Genomic DNA, 17,737 nt, shown 5'->3' with positions numbered 1-17,737 from the left:
GCGTAATTAATATTGAAAATAATTAAGTTAAAATAGGATTGAATTTTAAAATTAAAAGTTCAAAATTTACTCTTTGTAAAGCAGATATTTAGAACGTATTTGTTTGAAACGTTCTAAATCTTGTGACCACCCGGCTTTAATTTCACTAAATGAAACACCGCTTTCTATTTGCTTCTGAAGTTTTGCGGTACCTGCGTGGGCAGTGAAATTGGCTGTGTTAAAGAATGCATCTTTCTTTGAGTAATTTGCATACGCGTCAATAATATAAGTAAGGTTTACTTCGCGCAAATTAGAAATTTCTCTTAGGTCTAAACCATTACAAACCTCACCATTAAATTTGGGGCTTTTAGAGCCAAAGTTAGGTACAGGCTTATAGCTCAACTTGTATTTTGAAGCAGGTAAATATGGTGAACCTATAATTTGAAATTGCATTTCGGTGCCACGACCTGCATTAAGTGCTGTACCCTCACATAAACCAAGGCTGGGATACAACATAACAGATTGATTGTTAGGTAAATTAGGTGATGGTCGTACTGGTAATGAATACGGCAAGCTGTGACTGTAATTTTGCATGGGAATAACGGTTAGTTTTACTGGTTTGGTGGTTTTTAACCAACCTTCTTGAGTCATCATTGTGGCATACTCACCTATGGTCATACCGTGTACTAATGGTACTCCTGCGTGCATACCCAGAAAACTGGTGTGCGTCGCCTCCATAACAGGTCCATCTACATAACTTCCGTTAGGATTAGGCCGGTCTAAAACCAATACCTCAATACCCGCATCTGCAGCAGCTTCTAAAACATAATGCAATGTGGCTATGTAGGTATAAAAACGAACTCCCACATCCTGAATATCAAAAACAAGAATATCTATACCCGCTAACTGTTCTGGTTTTGGCTTTTTATGGTTTCCATATAATGAAGTAACCTCAAGACCTGTTTTAGGATCTCTTCCATTTTTAACTACTTCACCAGCATCTGCGGTACCTCTAAAACCATGTTCTGGAGAAAATACTTTTATAATATGTTGATTAAGACTTAGTAGTGAATCAACAAGATGTGTATAGATTTGAGTACCATCCTGTTGTTCTCCTTTTAAGATAAGTGAGCTTGGATTCCCCACTATGGCAATTCGTTTGTTTTTAAGGAGTGGCAGATAAGCTTCTGTACGATTAGCTCCTATAATAAGTTTTGAGGGTTCGGTAGGAGTGAGGGTAGTCAAAGCACGCGCTGACGTATTTTTTAATTCTAATGGTATTGTGCTTGTTTTTGATTGTTGACCGTTTCCACAGGAAATTGCAAACACAAAAACTAAAAAAAAGGTACTTTTGAGCGAATAAAACGCCATACGATTGAATTTTGAATATTTTACAGCTAAACGCATAATTGGCGCAAAGAAGTATAAAAGTACTGCTTCAACTCCTATTATAAAAATCGCCATAATTGCAATTATTTTGGGGATGGTGATGATGATGATAACCATCGCTACCGGAGTAGGTCTGCAACAAAAGATACGAGAAAAAGTTTCGGCCTTTAATGGCGATATTATCATCTCTCAGTTTGATGGTAATAACAGTGATATTACCTTAAACCCCATACCTAAAGATCAACCTTTCTATCCTCAATTTACAGCCGTACCCGATGTAAGCCACATTCAGGCTACAGCCACGAAAGCAGGGGTAATACGAACTCCTACAGATTTTGAAGGAATAATCGTAAAAGGTGTAGGAGCAGATTATCGCTGGGATTATATGAAAGATTTTCTTATTGAGGGGCGAATTCCAGATTATAATGCAGGGCTAAACACAGAGATTTTAGTAAGTAATTACCAGGCTAAACGTTTAGGGTTTAAAAATGGAGATAAAGTGATCGTGTTTTTCTTAAAAGAAGATGGCGGATTTTTAAATCGACGTTTTGATATAGTAGGAATTTATGATAGCGGTTTTCAGGAATTTGATGAGAGTTTCATATTTGCAGATATACGACATATTCAAAAACTAAATAAATGGGATGACAATCAAGTGGGTGCATTTGAAGTATTTGTTTCAGATTTTGATCGTCTTGATGCTATAGGAAACGAGGTTTTTGAGAATACGGGTTCGTTCTTAAATTCTATGACAATCACAAAAAAGTACTATTCTATTTTTGAATGGTTATCGTTATTTGATTTTAATATCGCACTTATTATCGTAGTGATGATTATTGTAGCCGGTATTAATATGATTGTCGCTTTACTCGTGCTTATCTTAGAGCGAACACCTATGGTAGGTATTCTTAAAGCTTTAGGAGCCAGCAATTGGAGCATACGTAAAATATTTATGTACAATGCACTTTATCTGGTAGGTATAGGTTTATTCTGGGGTAACATTATTGGTATAGGCTTATTACTGCTTCAAAAATATTTCGGTATTATAACATTAAATCCCGAAACTTATTATGTGAGTGAAGCGCCTGTCTATATACACTGGTACTATATAGTGCTACTTAATGTGGGTACTTTCTTCTTATGTGCTGTAATGCTTCTGGTGCCATCTTATGTAATCACACGTATTTCTCCTGTAAAGACTATTAAATTTAATTAAGACCTATTTTAATCTAGCATTCGCGGAAATTTTCTAGTGATATTACAATCGGGTGGTTGTTTTTGACAACTGAGTAATTTCTAATTTTCAAACTGTGATTAGTGGTACATCTTTGACACGCTAATCAATACATTTATAAAATTGGAAACTACAATTACAATCGCTATTTACATTCACGCTTTTTTCGGAGCTATAGGTTTAATCGCCGGGACGCTAAGTTTTGTGGTTAAGAAAGGAAGTAAACTTCACAAAAAAGCAGGCAACTGGTTTGCGATAGGAATGCTTGTGAGTTCAGGAATCTCATTGCCTGTAGCATGTATGCCGGGTCATAAAAATCAATTTTTGTTCTTAATAGGTTTGTTTACAATTTATATGGTAATCGTAGGCAAACGGGCATTAAGATTTAAATCAATTAAAGTTGAGGTGTCTAAGGTAGACTGGCTAATTACGGGTCTTATGATTTTAATTTCGCTTTTTATGATGGTTTATGGGAGTTTAGCATTTGCTGAGGTTTCCTTTTTATATGTCTATTTTGGTATAATTGGGCTGATAATCTGTACTACAGATATTCGTTTTCTAAAAAATCCAAGAAAGACCAAAACTGCCTGGCTTGTGCAACATATAGGAAAAATAATGGGAGCTTACATCGCTTCAGTAACGGCATTTCTAGTTGCCGGTTTAAGTATTCCCGGTGTTGCGGTATGGGTTTTACCTTCAGTATTAGGAACGTTTAGTATTCTATATTGGATACGTAAAACTAAGAAAAAGAAGGTCTTGACAATAAAATAACTTAGTCGCCTTAAAGAATTACGATCCTAAAAGCCCAAAATTTAGTAATTAAAAAGTCTTGTTAATTCTCATTTTAAATGATTTTCTCTCTTTAATTTTTTCGGAATAAATAGTGTGAGTGAGTAATATGTAGAAATTTATTAAAATTATAACTTGCGACCCTAAGTAGATTTTTATGCAATACGCCCAGAATATTCTAGAAACAATTGGTAATACACCGCTTGTAAAACTCAATAAACTTACTGCAGAACTGCCTTGTTTGGTTTTAGCCAAATACGAGACTTTTAACCCCGGAAATTCTGTAAAAGATAGAATGGCTCTTAAAATGGTTGAAGATGCAGAGGCAGCCGGGATTCTAAAACCGGGAGGTACTATTATTGAAGGTACTTCTGGCAATACAGGAATGGGGCTTGCGCTTGTAGCTATTGTAAAAGGCTATAAAATGATTTGCGTCATTTCAGATAAACAGAGTAAAGAGAAAGTAGATATTTTAAAAGCTGTAGGGAGCGAGGTAATTGTTTGCCCTACAGATGTAGAGCCAGATGATCCCAGGTCTTACTACAGTACTTCAAAACGTCTTGCTGAAGAGACACCTAACTCCTGGTACGTAAATCAATATGACAATCCCAGCAATTGTAAAGCGCATTTTGAATCTACGGGACCCGAGATCTGGGAGCAAACAGATGGTAAAATTACTCATTTTGTTGTAGGGGTAGGTACCGGTGGTACCATTTCTGGAGTAGGTTCTTATCTTAAAATGAAAAACCCAAACGTAAAAGTTTGGGGTGTTGATACCTATGGTTCGGTTTTTAAGAAATACCACGAAACTGGAATATTTGATAAAAATGAGATCTACCCTTACATTACGGAAGGGATAGGCGAAGATATTCTGCCGCTAAATGTGAATTTTAAGGTTATTGACGGTTTTACAAAAGTCACAGATAAAGATGCTGCGGTTTACACACAACGCTTATCTAAAGAAGAAGGTTTCTTTTTAGGTAATTCTGCCGGTGCAGCTATAAAAGGATTGCTTCAACTAAAAGAACATTTTACAAAAGATGACGTGGTAGTAGTCCTTTTTCACGATCACGGTAGCCGCTATGTTGGTAAAATGTATAATGACGATTGGATGCGTGAAAAAGGATTTATTGATTAAATATCTTCTTTAGATGCGTTTAACCGTTCTATTTTATAATCTTCATCTTCTCCATTTTTAGAGATGGTTGCATAGCCATTATAGGTTTCAGAATTACCATCTTTAGTTTTAATTGTATAACGTAGCGGCAACTTGATGTTTGTACCATTATCTTGAGTTGTAACTGTGGCTTTTTCGGTTTCTGTAAAAGTTACCGTTACTGTCTCTATATTAGCATGCTTATCTGAAAAATCACTTCTAGTACCTCGATCACTAGTGATTGACATTGCTTCATAAGCTTTCATATCATCCCCTTCATTTAAGGCATCAAAGTATTTATTTATCTGATTTTTAGCGCTATTTATTTCAGCGAGATCTTTTTGATTAGTTGACGCATCACTTAGTTCAACCTGGGTGGTGCCGTCTTCAGCTATTTTTTCGGTTTTGTCTTCAAGCCTCATTTCATCGCTATTTGTTTTTCGGTTTACACAAGATGAAATGACTAATGTTGTGGCCAGACTAAGTATAAAAATTGATTTTTTCATAGAATTGTTTCTTTGGTTTTTTTTTAAAATTAAGAAGCACGAGCGGTTGATGTTATTAAGGTTATGCTAAATTTTAATTACATTTATAAGAATGAAAGAAGCATTACTTCATTACTTATGGAAATTTAGAAAGTTGGGTAATGCCGCAACGTCGCAATCTCTTTTAACAACTTCTAATGAGATTATTGAAATTATAAATCCCGGAACCCACAATCAGCTTTCCGGTCCAGATTTCTTTAATGCACAAATACGTATTAATAATCAGCTTTGGGCAGGTAATATTGAAATTCATGTACGCAGTTCAGATTGGTTTCTGCACAATCATGAGCAAGATTCTGCCTTTAATAATGTGATTTTGCATGTGGTCTGGGAGGCAGATTGTGAAGTTTATGATGTTTCTAATCAACCCATACCTACATTAGAGCTGAATAAAATTATAGGCAAGCAGATACTATTAAACTATCAAAAACTTTTAGAGACTAAGAATTATAAGTTTATTAACTGCGAAGCAGACTTTGCTGAGGTTTCTGACCTCCTAGTACAGAATTGGCTCGAGCGAATATATTTTGAACGGTTAGAACGAAAAGTTTTAGAGGTAGAACGGTTGTTAATGCTTCAAAAGGGTGATTGGGAAGCTGTTCTTTTTGCTATGCTCGCCCGCAATTTTGGGACCGTTGTAAATGCGGATGCTTTTGAGGAAATCGCATTGGTAATTCCGTTTAAAACAATTCGTAAATTAGCTGTCGCTAACAATCAGTTAGAAGCTGTCTTTTTAGGTATATGTGGTCTTTTAAAAACTTCAGGTGAACTGGATGCGCAAACAGAAAGCTGGTTTAATGATTTTCAATTTAATAAAAGTAAGTTTGATTTAAAAGATTCTTTACACCATACAATTCAGTTTTTTAAGTTGAGACCTCCTAATTTTCCTACAATACGCTTATCACAACTTGCGCAATTGTATGAGAAACACACAACTATTTTTGCTCAGATAAATGCAGCTAAAACCCGTAAAGAATTACAGTCACTATTTGCGATTGAAACTTCAACGTACTGGCAAACGCATTACAATTTCAATAAAACACATAAAAAACGTATTAAAAAATTGACGCCGGCTTTTATAGATTTACTAATTATAAATTCTATTATACCCGTCAAATTTGCTTTTGCAAAAGCTCAGGGAATTATAATTGAAGAGAACCTTTTAGAATTAATTACTTCAATTCCTAGTGAGAAAAATTCTATAGTTTCAGGTTTTCATAATTTAAAGCCTCTAAAGCATCATGCATTAAATACTCAGGCATTTATTGAACTTAAGAAAAATTACTGTAACCTCAACAGATGTCTTTCGTGCCAAATAGGGAATTCTATACTCAACAGAGGATAAGTTAATCTTACACGGTTAATTTTAGTAATTTGCACGTACTACAGCACTTTTAAAATGAAGTTAATATTTAATATTAGGCACTTTTTTGAACGCAACGGGTTTTATGTTTCGTCCCGGCTCGCAGATCGAATGGGGATTAGAGCAAAAAATGTACGTTTGTTTTTTATCTATTTATCATTTGCCACCGCAGGTTTAGGATTTGCTGTGTATTTAGTTTTAGCTTTCTGGTTAAAATTAAAAGATCTTGTTTATACAAAACGCACTTCTGTGTTTGATTTATAAGAATGAGAAATATTTTAAAAAATAGATTTTACGTAGCTATTCTACTGCTTATAGGCACGCTGTGTTTAGGAATATTGGGATTTCGGTTTTTAGCGTTTTACACCTGGGTAGATGCGGTTTATATGACTATAATAACCATAAGTACAGTAGGATTTGGAGAAGTGCAACCCTTAAATGATACGGCAAAATTATTTACGGTACTTTTAATTTTGGTTAGTGTAATTGTACTGGGTTATGCAATTTCGGTAATTACAGAATATATTTTAAAACGCAGTAATGTAGAATTATTAAAAAAGCGCAGAGTGCAAAAGATAATAGATAATCTAAAAGATCACGTTATAGTTGTAGGTTATGGTCGTAATGGTAAACAAGCTGTTCAAAAACTTACAACCTATAAAAGATCTTTTGTCGTAATAGAGCGGGATGAAGAAATCGTTAACAGATTTCAATCTGAAGAAATGCCCTTTATTTTAGGAAATGCTAATGAAGATGAGGTGCTTATAGAAGCAGGGGTTAAGCGTGCTTCTACATTGATATCTGCATTGCCAGATGATTCTGATAATTTATTTGTGGTGCTTTCTGCGCGTCAAATGAATACCGCTATGAAAATTATTAGTCGTGCTTCTGAAGAAACCACGTATCGAAAACTAAAATTTGCCGGAGCCGATAATGTTATTATGCCCGATAAAATAGGGGGTGACCACATGGCTTCTTTAGTGGTTGTGCCCGATTTAGTTGAATTTTTAGATAATTTACAGGTAACAACTGCTGGGAGGGTTAATGTTCAAGAGATAACCTATGAAGCCGTATGTCCAGACCATGTTACGCGCACCATTAGAGACATTGATCTTAGAAATAGAACCGGATGCTCAATTATAGGCTATAAATCTCCACAGGGAGATTATGTTATCAATCCTGAAGCTTCTATGCTTTTAGAAAAAGATTCAAAATTAATTGTAATTGGAAGACCTGAACAGATTGAAAATTTACATAAAGAATTTGCGATTTAGTAGTATGTTTACTAAATCGTGAAGAGTAATTAGATAAACCTGTCAAATACTTGATAGTACTCTATTTTTAATTTAATGTTTTTTCCAATTTATGAAACACCTTTCCATTGCAAGTTTCTTGCTTTTATCTGCATTTAACATGTCTGCTCAAGAAGTAACCGAAGTAGGCATAGACCAGCAAATTGATCAGGCATTTGCACCCATATCAGATTTTTTCTTCAATATTATTTTCTTTAATGTTTTTGGAATTCCTTTTGTACTTATTCTTTTAGTATTTAGTGCAGTATTCTTTACATTATATTTTGGTTTTCCAAACTTCAGATATTTTTGGAGAGCCATACAAACGGTACGTGGTAAGTATGAAGATATTGAAAATCACGGGGCTAAATTACTCTATGGGGAAGATGGTATAGCAAACGGGGTTGACTTAAATAAAGTTAATCTCGAGGAGCATATAGAAAATCTGGACGGCGATCTGGCTATAGATGGTGATATCGTAGATACTATTCGTGATGAATCTTCCGCTGGTGAAGTAAGTCATTTTCAGGCTTTAGCAACTGCGGTCTCAGGTACCGTAGGTAATGGTAATATTGCCGGTGTAGCATTAGCAATTGCTTTAGGTGGTCCCGGTGCAACTTTCTGGATGGTTGTTTGCGGTCTTCTGGGTATGTCAACTAAATTTGTAGAATGTACCTTAGGTGTTCAGTACAGAGATGTAGGTGAAGATGGTACCGTTTACGGTGGGCCAATGTACTATCTAACTAAAGGTTTAAAAGAAAAAGGCTTTGCAACTTTAGGAAAAATAGCAGCAGTAATATTTGCTGTTTTTTGTGTGGGTGGTTCTTTTGGTGGGGGTAACGCTGCTCAGAGCAATCAGGCAACAATAGTTTTAAAAGAACTTTTTAATTTAGAAAGTACGGGTGCAGGATTCTCGATAGGTATTGTAATTGCAATTCTTGTAGGTGTTATTATCATAGGAGGTATTAAACGCATTGCTCAGGTTACTGAAAAGGTTGTGCCATTTATGGCTATTATGTATTTAGTAGCGTGTATATATATTATTGGTTCGAATTTTTCACTCATAGATGACGCTATCGTCCTAATTATTCAGGAGGCATTTAATCCTACTGCGATAGGAGTAGGTAGTGTTATTGGGGTTTTATTAGTTGGTTTTAAAAGGGCTGCATTTTCTAATGAAGCAGGAGCAGGTTCTGCTTCTATTGCTCACTCTGCTGTACGTACAAAATATTCTGCAAGTGAAGGTTTGGTAGCTTTATTAGAGCCATTTATTGATACAGTGATTATTTGTACAATGACCGCTTTAGTTATTATAATTTTTAATTTTGGAGGTTATTTTGAGTATGGGGGCGACGGTTCTGGAGCTGTTATTATTGATGGACTTTCTTATGAGGGTGCAGGTATCACTTCAAAGGCATTTCATGAATATATTCCTTTTTCAAATATCTTTTTAACTATTGCCGTAGTGTTATTTGCAGTTTCAACGATGATATCATGGTCGTACTACGGCTTGCAATCCTGGAAGTTTCTCTTCGGAAGAGGGAAAGTAGCAGATATAGTCTATAAAATGTTATTCTTAAGCTTTATTGTAATAGGTGCTGCAGCAAATATGGGCTCTATTTGGCAATTTTCAGATGCAATGATTTTTGCAATGATTTTTCCGAATATGGTAGGCTTATTCTTTTTATTTCCCGTTGTTAAAAGGCAACTTAGCCGTTATTTAGATGCTATTAAAATGAAAAAAGAAGCCATTAGCTAGATAAACAGAATAAAGTATTATTAAAAACACCCTCTTTAAGTAATTTTAAGGAGGGTGTTTTTTATTGAATAAATCCTTAATAACTAAGAGATTTGTTTGAATTATTCTTCGTAGAATGTAGAAACATCAACAGTTTTAACGGCTGTAGCCTTTGTAATAGACTATTTTTTTAGCATCTTGCAACTTCTGACTAAATCTATATGAACTTAATAAAAGCTATGAAAGAAAAATTATTTTTTTTAGTCTTCGTATTGCCTGTTATGGTATTTGCGCAGGATCTAAAAGTAACAGCAGAAATTCTTAACCCTTCTTCAAAAATTAATGATGGTGTTGCTAAAATAGTAGTTTCTGGTGGCCAATTGCCTTATAGTTATAAATGGAGTGATCAAAGTACATCGCTCACTTCAAACACTGCAGAATCTCTTACCGAAGGTGTTATCCATCAAGTAAAGGTGACTGATGCTGCAGGAACTTCTATTACAAAAGAATTTAAAATAGAAGCAGAGTCTATTACCGAAATTTTTAATGGTACGATGACTCCTGCTGTAGCAGCTATGGGCTCGGTTTTATTTTGGGACCCTTTTGCAGCCTTAAATTTGTATGACCCTGTAATTTATGCAGATCTAAAAATGGTGTCTATACCGGGTTGGACTGCAGATACTGAAGATGTTTTTACATTAGAAAAATGGCTTGTCGAAGACGGTTCAAAAGTCAAAAAAGGACAGGAAATTGCCGTAATATCAGAAAGCAATGGTACCAAAATTAGCGTTACAGCCGATGCAAATGGTGAAATTAAACACTTAGAAGAAGAAGGCGGGATTATCTATAACGCCAGTAATCAAAAGCATCTAATAGAAACTAATGCAGATGTTTTTGGTGAAATTATATATGATGACCCGGTACCTTTAGTTTATGCCAATGGTGATAAACAAACCAATAGTATCCCCTTTATTGTAGTTTGGCTAATATTTGGAGCTGCATTTTTTACGGTGCGTATGGGCTTTATCAACTTCAGAGGCTTTAAGCATAGTTTAGAATTAGCAAAAGGAAAGTACGACGACCCTAATGCTCCAGGTAGTATTACACACTTTCAAGCATTGGCAACTGCAGTATCAGCTACCGTAGGTTTAGGAAATATAGCAGGTGTGGCAGTAGCAGTATCATTAGGTGGTGCAGGTGCTACGTTCTGGATGATTGTTGCAGGTTTACTGGGGATGTCATCAAAATTTGTGGAGTGTACTTTAGGGGTAAAATATCGTGATATTTTACCTGATGGTCGTGTCTTTGGAGGGCCTATGAATTATTTACGTTACGGTCTTGAAAAGCGCAATATGGGCGGTTTTGGAAAAGTACTGGCGACAGCATTTGCCGTATTAGCGATTGGAGCTTCTTTTGGAGGTGGAAATATGTTTCAGGCAAACCAGTCTTTTGAAATATTAAGTGGTCAATTTCCAGGATTAGAAGGAAACGGATTTTGGTTTGGGGTTATAGTAGCTGTGCTTGTAGGTATCGTTATTATAGGAGGTATAAATAGCATCGCTAAGGTTACAGGAAAAATTGTGCCGTTTATGGCAGGTATTTATGTTTTAGGAGCTCTTACGGTTATTTTTATAAACATTGAAAATATAGGACCGGCATTTACCGCAATTATTGATGGTGCATTTAGTCCAAGTGCTTTAAAAGGTGGTATACTGGGAGTTTTAATTGTAGGATTTCAACGAGCTGCATTTTCTAACGAGGCAGGTGTGGGTTCTGCAGCTATAGCACATAGTGTGGCAAAGACAAACCATCCGCCTTCAGAAGGTTTTGTTGCACTTTTAGAACCGTTTATTGATACGGTAGTTGTTTGTACATTAACAGCATTGGTTCTAATATTTACAGGTATGCACGAGGTGACAGGTGTTGCAGGTGCAGATCTAACCTCAGATGCATTTGGTAGTGTGATATCGTGGTTTCCATATGTTCTTGCTGCGGCTGTATTTTTATTTGCATTCTCTACGATGATTTCATGGTCGTATTATGGGATGCGTGCATGGACTTATCTTTTTGGTAAAAGCAAAAAGATGGAATTATTATATAAAGTATTATTTTTATTCTTTGTAGTTGTAGGGGCTTCTGTAAGTTTAGGTGCAGTGCTTGACTTCTCTGATATGATGATATTGGCTATGTCTTTTCCTAATATTATAGGATTATACATACTTAGTGGAGAGGTTAGAAGTGATTTACGGGAATACTTCAGGAAATTAAAAGCAAACGAGTTGTTTAAAAAGCAACGTGTAGCTAAACAGAAAAGTTAATCGAATAGTAAATATTTATGAAACTAAAATCCCACTTGATGCTTGATTCTAAAAAGCGCAGTGGGATTTTACTTTTAGTTATAATTCTTAGTGCTTGTTGGATTTTTTATTTTTGGACTATTCAAAAAGAAAATTCGTTAGAATCTATTGATGATATTGCAATTTATCAGGCGCGCATAGATTCTTTAAAAGAAATAGAAACTTTAAAAAGCACACCGAAAATATATCCTTTCAATCCTAACTTCATAACAGATTATAAAGGATATACTTTGGGATTAAGTACAAAAGAACTCGATAAACTTTTCAGTTTTCGAAAAAATGGTAAGTGGATTAACTCTTCTGAAGATTTTCAAAAAGTAACTGGTGTTTCAGATTCTTTACTTGCGGCGATCTCTCCATATTTTAAATTTCCAGATTGGGTTACTAATTCAAAAACATCTCAAAATACGAAGAGCTTTAGTTTTAAATCTTTCAAACCTCAAAATGATTTAAATAAAGCCACATTTGAAAACTTAATAAGTTTGCCAGAAATGACTGAAGAGAGTGCACGGCTTATTTTAGCATACAGAAAGAAAATAGGAGGTTTTATAGAAGACAATCAGTTATACGATATATATAATGTTAAGCGCAATCAGGTTATTGAAGTAAAAAAAGAATTTACAGTTAAAACCAAGCCCGATATCGTATTAATTAACGTTAATAAGGCTAATGTTTCAGATCTTGCTACGGTACCTTTTTTGACATTTGATATAGCGCGATCAATTATAGATTACCGAATACTTAATGAGGGAATTAAAAATCTTGATGAACTACTTAAAATTGAAGGTATAACCCCTTACAAATTAGACCGAATTAAATTATATTTGTCAACCAGCCAGTAATACATAGGTTTATTTGAGAATAATGCAATTTCTCCTTGCAAAACTTCCTTTCCAATGACCTATTAACAATATAAAGCTTAATAAATGAAAAATGTAAACTTTTCAGAAGAGCATGAGCTCTTTAGAGAAAGTCTTAGAGAATTTCTACAAAAGGAAGTTGTTCCTCATATTGAGAAATGGGAGAAGACAGGTCAGATAGAGCGTTTTATCTGGAAAAAAATGGGAGAGATGGGTTATTTTGGCCTAGCCTCTCCTGAAGAATATGGCGGCCTGGATCTTGATATTTTTTATACGGTAATTTTTCTTGAAGAATTGCAACGTGTAAACAGTGGCGGTTTTGCTGCAGCAATATGGGCTCACGCGTACTTAGCGATGACGCACTTAAAAGCTGAAGGAACACCGGCTATTAAAGAAAAATATTTAACATCAAGTGTAACTGGAGAATTAATAGGGTGTCTGTGTATTACAGAACCATTTGGAGGATCTGATGTTGCTGGGATGCGAAGTACCGCTATTCTTAATGGAGATCATTATATTTTAAACGGATCTAAAACTTTTATTACTAATGGTGTCTATTCAGATTATTTAATAGTAGCTGCTAAAACAGATCCTGAAAAAGGTAATAAAGGTCTTAGTATTTTTATAGTAGATAGAGACACACCAGGTATTAGTGCTACAAAACTTGACAAATTAGGATGGCGAGCGTCAGATACCGGTGAGATTGCTTTTAGTGATGTAAGAATCCCAAAAGAAAATCTTATGGGAGAAGAGAACAAAGGATTCTCATATATAATGCAGCATTTTGCTTTAGAGCGCCTAATAATGGGGGTTAATGCACATGCTCGTGCAGAGTATGCATTAGAGTATACAATGGGTTATATGGCAGAGCGTACAGCTTTTGGGAAAACCATAGATAAATTTCAAGCGCTTAGACATTCAGTGGCAGAAATGGCAAGTGAGATTGAAATGGTAAAATCTTTTAATTACACTATTGCACATAGTCTGAAAACAGGTGAATATGTGGTTAAAGAGGCAAGTATGTCTAAATTGCTTTCTACTAAAATAGCAGACGAAGTTATTTATAAATGTCTTCAGATGTTAGGAGGTTATGGTTATATGGAAGAATATCCATTGGCAAGAATGTTTAGAGATAGTAGGCTAGGACCTATAGGAGGTGGTACATCTGAGATATTAAAAGAGATAATAGCTAAGATGATTATCGATAAAAAAGAATACAAGCCCGCAGCAAAATAGGTTGTTATAATATTTAAATAAAAACAGGCTTGTTAGTTTTAAAGTTTAGATTATATTTGCAGCCTGTAAACTGAAAAGAATTTTAAAGAAAGGAGGTACCACTATGTTAATTATACCAGTAAAAGACGGAGAAAATATCGATAGAGCGCTGAAGCGTTTTAAAAGAAAATTTGATAGAACGGGAACAATGCGTAAGCTACGTGATCGTCAAGCTTTCACTAAACCTTCTGTTTCTAGAAGACGTGAGATTCAAAAAGCTTCTTATATTCAAGGACTTCGCGATCAAGAGAATATTTAATAATTTCCGTCTGTAAGTTTTTATTCTTACATAGGATTATTAACAGAGAGACTAATCCTCTTTCACAAAATAAAAAATCCGCTAAGATTTATCTTAGCGGATTTTTCTTGTTTTAGTATCTTTCTCTCCTTAAGTATATCATGAACACAAAAGCCTTTTTAGATTATTTAGAATTTGAGCGTAATTACAGTTCACATACAATCTTGGCTTATAGTGGCGATATAAATGATTTCTTTCAATTTATAGCCGTTCTATATGGTGTTGAAGATGCTAAAGATGTTGTTTATTCTTATGTTAGAGCCTATGTCGTGCATCTTTCGGAAAGGGATTTAACTCACAGGAGTATTAATAGAAAAATAGCCTCGTTAAAGGCGTATTTTAAATTTCTACAAAAAATAGGTGATGTTGAAATTTCGCCATTGGCAAAACATAAATCTTTAAAAATAAAAAAAGAGATTCAGATTCCGTTTTCTCAAAGTGAAGTTAATGCTGTTCTCCAGGGTTTAGGTGAAGCAGATGATTTTAAATCAATCAGAGATTTTACAATAATAACGCTCTTTTATGCTACTGGAATGCGTAGAAGTGAATTAATAAATTTGAAACTTTCTGATATAGATTTTTCAACGGGCACAGTCAAAGTGCTTGGTAAAAGAAATAAAGAGCGATTAATACCTTTAATAAATTGGCTGGAGAATATTTTAAAAAAATATTTAAATGTAAGGTCAGTAAGCTGGGGTTCTGTTGATTTGCCTTATTTGTTACTTACAGATAAGGGCGATAAATTGTATGAAACCTTTGTTTACCGAATTATAAATCGCTACTTTAGTGAAGCGTCTAAAAAAACAAAAACGAGTCCTCATATGCTCAGGCATACATTTGCAACTCATTTGCTTAATAATGGCGCAGATTTAAATGCTGTAAAAGAATTGTTAGGGCATGCTAGTCTGGCTGCAACTCAAGTTTATACACACTCAAGTATTGCAGAACTAGGTAAGGTTTATAAAAATGCACATCCTCGCAATATTAAAAAGCAGTAATTTATTTCTAAATAAGTAACTTTTAAACCCAAACCTATGAAAGTAAATGTTCAAACCCCAAACTTTGTAGCAGATCAAAAATTGATCAATTTTATTCAAAAGAAGATGGATAAGCTCGAACAATTTCACGATCAGATAATTTATGCTGATATTTTTTTAAAAGTTCAGAAAACTAGTGGTAGGGATAACAAAATTGTAGAAATTTTACTGAGTATTCCCGGTAACGAGTTGATTGTTAAAAAACAAGCTAAGTCTTTTGAGGAAGGTGCTTATAATTGTGCGAGCTCTTTAGAGCGTTTATTAATTAGAAATAAGGAAAAAAATAGAGCAGTTGCGTAAAAAAAAATGAAAAAAGGTTTTGTCAATCTAAAATTTGTTTTACATTTGCACTCCGTTAGAAATAGCGGAGTTTTTTACACTTGAAAAAGTAATAAAAGCCGATGTAGCTCAGCTGGCTAGAGCAGCTGATTTGTAATCAGCAGGTCGTGGGTTCGAGTCCCTCCATCGGCTCTTTTAAAACTAAGTTTTAAGTTCTTTTAGAATTTATTAAACTTGCGCTAAGCGCGGTAAAAGCGTTTTTTGAAATATTGATTTACCAATATTGGGGAGATACTCAAGCGGCCAACGAGGACAGACTGTAACTCTGTTGTTTTACGACTTCGCAGGTTCGAATCCTGCTCTCCCCACATTTAATGCAAAACTTTTAATTTATTTAAAAGTTTATGCGGGAGTAGCTCAGTTGGTAGAGCGTCAGCCTTCCAAGCTGAATGTCGCCGGTTCGAACCCGGTCTCCCGCTCTAAGTTGTGGTTGATTAAATTAATCACAATTAAAATTGAAGAATTTATTTTTCAATTTTTATTAAACCAAATCTGATAGGCTTTGGTTGTAGTCATTTATGGCTTTTATGAGCCCTTTAGCTGAGAAGGTCAGCCCTGGGTAATTCAGACTTCGGTCTTGTTTATAGGGTATATTCTAAGCCGACGTAGCTCAGGGGTAGAGCGTTTCCTTGGTAAGGAAGAGGCCACGGGTTCAAATCCCGTCGTTGGCTCAATAGCAGTCGCTGCTAATAAACGAGTGTATTTTTACGCTCGGTTTTTTGCGTTTAGTAAAGAATCTATAATCAGCGTGTCAGGTAAGTTTAAAAATTAAACACTAATAATAACTAAGATTAAAATTATTTAAATCATGGCAAAGGCAACATTTGATCGTTCCAAACCTCACTTAAATATTGGTACTATAGGGCACGTTGACCACGGTAAAACTACCTTAACTGCTGCTATTACTACTGTACTTGCTAATGCAGGTCTTTCTGAAATGAGAAGTTTTGACTCTATTGACAACGCTCCTGAAGAAAAAGAAAGAGGTATTACTATTAACACTTCACACGTAGAATATTCTACAGCTAACCGTCACTATGCTCACGTTGACTGTCCAGGTCACGCGGATTATGTAAAGAACATGGTAACTGGTGCTGCTCAAATGGATGGTGCTATTTTGGTTGTTGCTGCAACAGATGGTCCTATGCCACAAACTCGTGAGCACATCCTATTAGGTCGTCAGGTAGGTATTCCTCGTATCGTTGTATTCATGAATAAAGTGGATATGGTTGATGATGAAGAATTACTTGAATTAGTAGAAATGGAAGTAAGAGATCTTCTTAGTTTCTATGATTATGATGGTGATAATGGTCCTGTTGTACAAGGTTCTGCTTTAGGTGCTTTAAATGGTGAGCAAGTATGGGTTGATAAAGTTATGGAGCTTATGGAAGCTGTAGATAACTGGATTGAACTTCCTGCTCGTGATGTTGATAAGCCTTTCTTGATGCCTATCGAAGATGTATTCTCTATTACTGGTCGTGGTACTGTTGCAACAGGTCGTATTGAAACAGGTGTAGCTAACACTGGAGATCCTGTTGAGATCATTGGTATGGGTGCAGAAAAACTTACTTCTACTATTACTGGAGTTGAAATGTTCCGTAAAATATTAGATAGAGGTGAAGCTGGTGATAACGTAGGTATCCTTTTAAGAGGTATTGAAAAATCACAAATCACTAGAGGTATGGTTATTGTGAAGCCAGGTTCTGTTAAGCCACACGCTAAGTTTAAGGCAGAGGTTTATATCTTGAAAAAAGAAGAAGGTGGTCGCCACACTCCATTCCATAATAACTACCGTCCACAGTTCTACGTTCGTACTACTGACGTAACTGGTAACATTGCTCTTCCAGAAGGAGTAGAGATGGTAATGCCGGGAGATAACTTAACAATTACTGTAGAGTTAATCCAGCCAATCGCTATGAGTGTAGGTTTACGTTTCGCTATCCGTGAAGGTGGTAGAACTGTAGGTGCTGGTCAGGTAACTGAAATATTATAGTAATTACGGATTATAATTTATAAGATTAAGGCGTCCGTTTCTACGGATGCCTTGATTTTTATTAAGAGGATAGGAGTTAATTTTATTCTTTTA

At 35.2% G+C, this 17,737-nt stretch carries 16 protein-coding genes and 4 tRNA genes; 18 read left to right on the top strand and 2 right to left on the bottom strand.

The window, feature by feature from the left end:
• Nucleotides 1-66: 66 nt before the first annotated feature.
• The gene (locus ACEN25_RS11320) at nt 67-1,350 is read right to left on the bottom strand and encodes an exo-beta-N-acetylmuramidase NamZ family protein (RefSeq protein ID WP_441803012.1); all 1,284 of its coding nucleotides are present in this window, start codon (nt 1,348-1,350) and stop codon (nt 67-69) included.
• A gap of 4 nt (nt 1,351-1,354) precedes the next feature.
• Here ACEN25_RS11320 and ACEN25_RS11315 point away from each other — a divergent pair, with 4 nt between their 5' ends.
• The 3 genes from ACEN25_RS11315 (at nt 1,355) to ACEN25_RS11305 (ending at nt 4,529) form a co-directional block, all read left to right on the top strand.
• Nucleotides 1,355-2,584, top strand: a complete 1,230-nt coding sequence (locus ACEN25_RS11315) for an ABC transporter permease (RefSeq protein ID WP_441803011.1) — start codon at nt 1,355-1,357, stop codon at nt 2,582-2,584.
• 141 nt (nt 2,585-2,725) lie between these two features.
• Entirely contained in the window at nt 2,726-3,373 is a 648-nt protein-coding gene (locus ACEN25_RS11310) for a hypothetical protein (protein ID WP_028377779.1), read from the top strand.
• A 175-nt stretch (nt 3,374-3,548) separates the two neighbouring features.
• The gene (locus tag ACEN25_RS11305; RefSeq protein ID WP_441803010.1) at nt 3,549-4,529 is read left to right on the top strand and encodes a PLP-dependent cysteine synthase family protein; all 981 of its coding nucleotides are present in this window, start codon (nt 3,549-3,551) and stop codon (nt 4,527-4,529) included.
• On the opposite strand, the gene ACEN25_RS11300 is transcribed toward ACEN25_RS11305, so the two are convergent.
• On the bottom strand, nt 4,526-5,053 hold the full coding sequence (locus ACEN25_RS11300; RefSeq protein ID WP_441803009.1) for a hypothetical protein: 528 nt from the start codon (nt 5,051-5,053) through the stop codon (nt 4,526-4,528). The two genes, ACEN25_RS11305 and ACEN25_RS11300, sit on opposite strands and share 4 nt — an antisense overlap.
• A 91-nt stretch (nt 5,054-5,144) precedes the next feature.
• Here ACEN25_RS11300 and ACEN25_RS11295 point away from each other — a divergent pair, with 91 nt between their 5' ends.
• From ACEN25_RS11295 to tuf, 15 genes are all read left to right on the top strand, one after another.
• On the top strand, nt 5,145-6,437 hold the full coding sequence (locus ACEN25_RS11295) for a DUF2851 family protein (RefSeq protein WP_441803008.1): 1,293 nt from the start codon (nt 5,145-5,147) through the stop codon (nt 6,435-6,437).
• 54 nt (nt 6,438-6,491) lie between these two features.
• Nucleotides 6,492-6,719 carry a PspC family transcriptional regulator gene (locus ACEN25_RS11290; protein ID WP_028377783.1) on the top strand — a complete coding sequence of 76 codons (228 nt, stop codon included), beginning with the start codon at nt 6,492-6,494 and terminating at the stop codon, nt 6,717-6,719.
• Between the two features lie 2 nt (nt 6,720-6,721).
• On the top strand, nt 6,722-7,729 hold the full coding sequence (locus tag ACEN25_RS11285) for a potassium channel family protein (RefSeq protein WP_441803007.1): 1,008 nt from the start codon (nt 6,722-6,724) through the stop codon (nt 7,727-7,729).
• 91 nt (nt 7,730-7,820) lie between these two features.
• Nucleotides 7,821-9,506, top strand: coding sequence for an alanine/glycine:cation symporter family protein (locus ACEN25_RS11280; protein ID WP_441803006.1), 1,686 nt, complete (start codon nt 7,821-7,823; stop codon nt 9,504-9,506).
• A 218-nt stretch (nt 9,507-9,724) separates the two neighbouring features.
• On the top strand, nt 9,725-11,803 hold the full coding sequence (locus ACEN25_RS11275; RefSeq protein ID WP_441803005.1) for an amino acid carrier protein: 2,079 nt from the start codon (nt 9,725-9,727) through the stop codon (nt 11,801-11,803).
• Between the two features lie 17 nt (nt 11,804-11,820).
• Nucleotides 11,821-12,684 carry a helix-hairpin-helix domain-containing protein gene (locus tag ACEN25_RS11270; protein WP_441803004.1) on the top strand — a complete coding sequence of 288 codons (864 nt, stop codon included), beginning with the start codon at nt 11,821-11,823 and terminating at the stop codon, nt 12,682-12,684.
• 84 nt (nt 12,685-12,768) lie between these two features.
• Entirely contained in the window at nt 12,769-13,938 is a 1,170-nt protein-coding gene (locus tag ACEN25_RS11265) for an acyl-CoA dehydrogenase family protein (RefSeq protein WP_441803003.1), read from the top strand.
• Between the two features lie 103 nt (nt 13,939-14,041).
• Nucleotides 14,042-14,236 (top strand): 30S ribosomal protein S21, encoded by a 195-nt coding sequence (gene rpsU, locus ACEN25_RS11260; RefSeq protein ID WP_028377788.1) that lies wholly within the window; start codon nt 14,042-14,044, stop codon nt 14,234-14,236.
• A 140-nt stretch (nt 14,237-14,376) separates the two neighbouring features.
• A complete protein-coding gene (locus tag ACEN25_RS11255; protein ID WP_441803002.1) occupies nt 14,377-15,273 on the top strand; it encodes a tyrosine-type recombinase/integrase in 897 nt (298 codons plus the stop codon).
• 36 nt (nt 15,274-15,309) lie between these two features.
• Nucleotides 15,310-15,612, top strand: a complete 303-nt coding sequence (locus ACEN25_RS11250; RefSeq protein ID WP_028377790.1) for an HPF/RaiA family ribosome-associated protein — start codon at nt 15,310-15,312, stop codon at nt 15,610-15,612.
• Between the two features lie 97 nt (nt 15,613-15,709).
• A tRNA-Thr gene (locus ACEN25_RS11245) sits at nt 15,710-15,783 on the top strand.
• Nucleotides 15,784-15,876: 93 nt separating this feature from the next.
• Nucleotides 15,877-15,959: transfer RNA gene (locus ACEN25_RS11240), tRNA-Tyr, on the top strand.
• A gap of 38 nt (nt 15,960-15,997) precedes the next feature.
• Nucleotides 15,998-16,070, top strand: a tRNA-Gly gene (locus ACEN25_RS11235).
• A gap of 180 nt (nt 16,071-16,250) precedes the next feature.
• A tRNA-Thr gene (locus tag ACEN25_RS11230) sits at nt 16,251-16,322 on the top strand.
• Between the two features lie 137 nt (nt 16,323-16,459).
• Nucleotides 16,460-17,644: an elongation factor Tu gene (gene tuf / locus ACEN25_RS11225; protein WP_441803001.1), complete on the top strand. Its 1,185-nt coding sequence runs from the start codon at nt 16,460-16,462 to the stop codon at nt 17,642-17,644.
• Nucleotides 17,645-17,737 lie beyond the last annotated feature (93 nt).

The organism is Leeuwenhoekiella sp. W20_SRS_FM14, from assembly GCF_052119605.1.
GTDB lineage: Bacteria > Bacteroidota > Bacteroidia > Flavobacteriales > Flavobacteriaceae > Leeuwenhoekiella.
Note: the sequence above shows the minus strand (reverse complement) of the source record. Positions and strands in the feature narration are given on the sequence as shown.